Raw genomic sequence first — 3619 nt, forward strand, 5'->3', positions numbered from 1 at the left:
TGGGCCACCTGGGCGGGCGAGAGCGCAATGCCCGGGCGCAGCTGCTGGGCGCGGGCGAAGGTGGCGCCTGCGCTCATGGGTCAGTCTGCGAAGGCCATGGTTGCGAGGAATGCGAAATGTACCAATGCTGTGATCCAAAAAGCACCCGCCCGCCAGCTCGGATTGCCTTTTCCACCACCATCTAATTCAATAAACGTTGACGGCAGCATTCCGCGATCAAATGCGTATGCAAAGTAGTTCCAGCACCAAAAGAGCCAGATAAACCAAATACCGTTGACATACCCTATCTCAAACTCTCGAAATATGGTCACCAGCGCTGTGAAGATGAAAGTTAAGCTTGCCGCCCATGCTGATTTAATTTTTGGTGTCATTCGGCTTCATTCCAAAGACATCAATCTTCACGCGATTTACAAAGGCGTCCCAGCCGCCAGACAACTCGATTAGTGCTGATGCCCGGGCGGCTGCCCCTGGGGTGTGGCCAAGCACTTCAGTAAAGAACTTTTCGCCACCTTTTTCTGAAGCAACTTTTAGGCTTTCATCAAATGCTGCCTCGGTCGGTCTCTCGCTCAAAGCCGCCCCGCCGCCGCCTGCAGCCAATCCAACCAAGCCCAACACCGCCCCAGGCACCCCCACAGGCGTCACCAGCGAGCCCAACGTCGCCCCCGTCCCAATATCCTTGAACACCTTCTGATCGAGCGCCCTGACGTAGGCCTGTGTCGCAGAGTCAGACATGTCCAAGTTGGCGTTGCGGTTGATGCATGCCGCCGAGGCACATGAATGGTACTTCGGGCTAAACCCTTTGCCGTCCAACGTCACCTGCACCTCATAACGCCCCTTCTCGTCCAATGGCAAGCCTGTCATGCGATCGCGGTTCGCTGGCACAACTTCTCCCGCTTTGGGTGGGTTGATCGGCGTCCTCACAATCAACCCCGTCACCGTCGGGTCTGCCAGACCTTGGTTGAGCCAGGGCTGGTTCTTTTGCTCGGTGTTGGCAAAGAAGAGCTGCTGCGCGCCCGTAGGCTGGCCGCTGGTGCCGGGCAAGATCAGCGTGCCGTTGGCTTGCTGGTATTCGATCTTGAGCGTTTGCAGGAATGCGTTGGCCGTTTCGTTGTAAGGCACGGTTGCACCCAGGTTGTTGTCGAGTTGGTTTTGAGCGGTGTTGGCCAGCAGCGCTTGCGCCGCTTCTATCTGTGCGGCAGTGGGTTGATCGGTGCCATAGAGCTGGCGCGCAAAGCGCCGGGCGTTGTCTTTGATGATCTGGGCTTCACTCGGATGCAACTGCCGATTATTCATATCCGCATTGAACGCCGTGGCCCCACCGGCCAGCGTGCCGCCGCTGGCCGCAGCGCCTATGCCCGCTGCCGTAGCACCGCCCGCCAGGCTGGCGATCAACTGGCTGGCGCTGTCACCCAGCCCGGCGTTTTGCAGGCCTTCTTGCAGTTGGCCTTGCAGCTGCTCAATGGCAGGCGCTGCCGCGCTGGCTGCGCCGGCGCCCACAGCCCCGGCCGCGCCACCGGTCAACCCACCCACGGCCACATGCAGCGCTACGCGGGCTGCACCGCCTTCGCGCCAGGCTTCTATGCCTGATGGATCGTTGTTGCGCTGTGCTTCCTCCAGCTTGCCCTTGGCGTAGTCCCCCACCGCCTTGCTCGCATGCTTGCCAAACTCCGCCGTAATGGTCACTTGCGCGGCCACTTCCTTTTGCACCCGGTCTTTGTCAAATATCTGGCCTATGCCCGCTTCTGCGTCACCCGTGCGCGCTGCCGTGTTGCCCGCTAGGCCCGATATGGCCGCCACGGTGGTGGAGCTGGCGTCGCCCTTGTCTGACCCAAACCCCACCCCGCTGGGTGCCACCTTGCCCCCGCTGGTGCTGATGCCTATGCCTGCGCTGTTGGCTTGGTAGCTGGCGCTGTTTTGCAGGTCGGTGGTGGTGAGGGTGCCGCCGGTTTGGAAGCTGTTGTTTTGATCAATAGCCGCCTGGGTGCTGGTGATGGCCCCGCCCACCAGTTCGGTGTTGCCCTGCACATTCACCTGGAACCCACCGTCGCCCGCGCGGATGGCGCTTTGTTCGGTGACGCTCTGGTAGGTGCTGTTGATGTTGCTCTTGGCCAGGTTCACGCTGCCACCGGGGGCCGGGCCGAAGGTGACGGAGCCGCCTGCGCTCTTGCTTGTCTCGTTGTATCGGCTGGTGTCTTGCAGGCTTTCAATCAGCAGGTTGCCACCCACGTTGGCGGTGACTTGTTCGCCCCGCACCACGCCGCCTTGGATGGTGGTGTCCCCGCCCGATTCGATCAGCACCTGCTGGCCCGACACCTGGCTGTTGCTGTAACTGGTGCCACTGCCCGCACCCTGGCCTTTGCCTGCGGCTGCGCTCACGCTCACGCCTGCGCTGGCGCCGCCAGCACCGAGCTGGAAGCCTATGCCGATGCTGCCGCTGCTGTTTTTGCTGCTGTTGGCCTCGCTGCTGGTGTGGGCTGCGGCCAAGATGTTGACCGCGTCGTCGGCCTGGAGGGTGGTTGTGCCGCCCGCTTGCACGCTGCTGCCTTGCAGGGTGAGGTCGCTTTCTTTCCCGGCGCCCGTGGCAGCAATGCTGACGTTGCCGCCGGCCTGGACCGTGCTGCCCCGGGCGCTGTCGGTGCTGCTGCTTTGGGTGCTCTGGCTTTTGCTGGCCCCCAGGCTGATGCTGATGCCAACGCCGCCGGCTTGGTCTGCGGCGTTTCCGTCTGCCTTGGCCTGGCCCGCACCGATGGCATCGGCGGCCTGTTTGACGTTAAACGCCGCATTGGCCCCGGCCAGGGCTTGCATGCGGCTGCTGCTGGTGTTGCCTGCGGCCTGTAGCTGGCTGTTGGCCGTTTGCAGGGCTGTGATGACTGGGCTGGTGATGGCCAGGGTGAGGCCGCTTTGCTTGAACTTCTGTTCGCTGCTTTGGTCGCTGGTTTCTCGGGCTTCTTGAATGTTGACGCTCTGGGCGCTGATGTCGATATTCCCCGCTGGGCTGAGCACGTCGCTGCCGGTCTGGGTGTAGGTGTTGCCTGCGCTCAAGCTCACGTTGCCGCCCACGCTGCCCACAGTGCTGGCCGCTGCGGTGGTCTGGGTGTTTTGTTGGTCCAGGCTTTGCTGTTGTTTGCCGACTGTGATGCTCAGGCCGCTGCTCATGAGGCCGCTGCGTCGGGTTTCGTTGAAGCTGCTGGCGCCTTGAGTGTTTTGTGCGGCTTGGATGCTGAGGTTTTGCCCGGCCTGGATGCTCAGGTCTTGGTCGGCAATGACGCTGGAGCCGCTGATGTTGAGGTCTTGGCCCGCCTTGATGCTGAGCGTTTGCCCGCCCAGCTCGCTGCCCTGGGCGGTGGTGGACTGGCTGCTGCTGCGGGTGGTGGTGGTTTTGCTGCTGAGCAAGCCGCTGCTTTTGACTTGCCGGGCCTCGGCCAGGCTGTCTGCGCTTTGCCCGGCTTCGATTACCACGTTGCCACCGGCGCTGACGCTGAGCGCGCCCTGGGCGTTGACTTGCGCTGCGCGCAGGCTCAAGTCGTTTTGTGCGTTGATGCGCACCTCACCAGCGCCGCTGACGCTGCTGCCCACCTCGGCGCTGCTGCTTTGGCGCAGGTAATTGGTAGCGTTCCAT

The 3619-nt window shown here is 62.4% G+C and carries 2 protein-coding genes; both read right to left on the bottom strand.

Annotation, left to right across the window (positions count from 1 at the left end; all coding sequences use genetic code 11):
• Positions 1-80: 80 nt before the first annotated feature.
• Complete coding sequence (locus tag ACTG4K_RS18485; protein ID WP_439115691.1) at positions 81-371, bottom strand: hypothetical protein; 291 nt, start codon at positions 369-371, stop codon at positions 81-83.
• Positions 355-3619 (bottom strand): hemagglutinin repeat-containing protein (locus ACTG4K_RS18490; protein ID WP_439115692.1); only part of this gene is annotated, 3265 nt, incomplete at its 5' end. The genes ACTG4K_RS18490 and ACTG4K_RS18485, both read right to left, overlap by 17 nt.

This window comes from Hydrogenophaga sp. (assembly GCF_965657535.1).
In the GTDB taxonomy this organism is placed as follows: domain Bacteria; phylum Pseudomonadota; class Gammaproteobacteria; order Burkholderiales; family Burkholderiaceae_C; genus Hydrogenophaga.

Bases quoted from the DNA above. Each gene is read 5' to 3' on its own strand.
- ACTG4K_RS18485 (WP_439115691.1), bottom strand. From the start codon at position 371: ATGACACCAAAAATTAAATCAGCATGGGCGGCAAGCTTAACTTTCATC.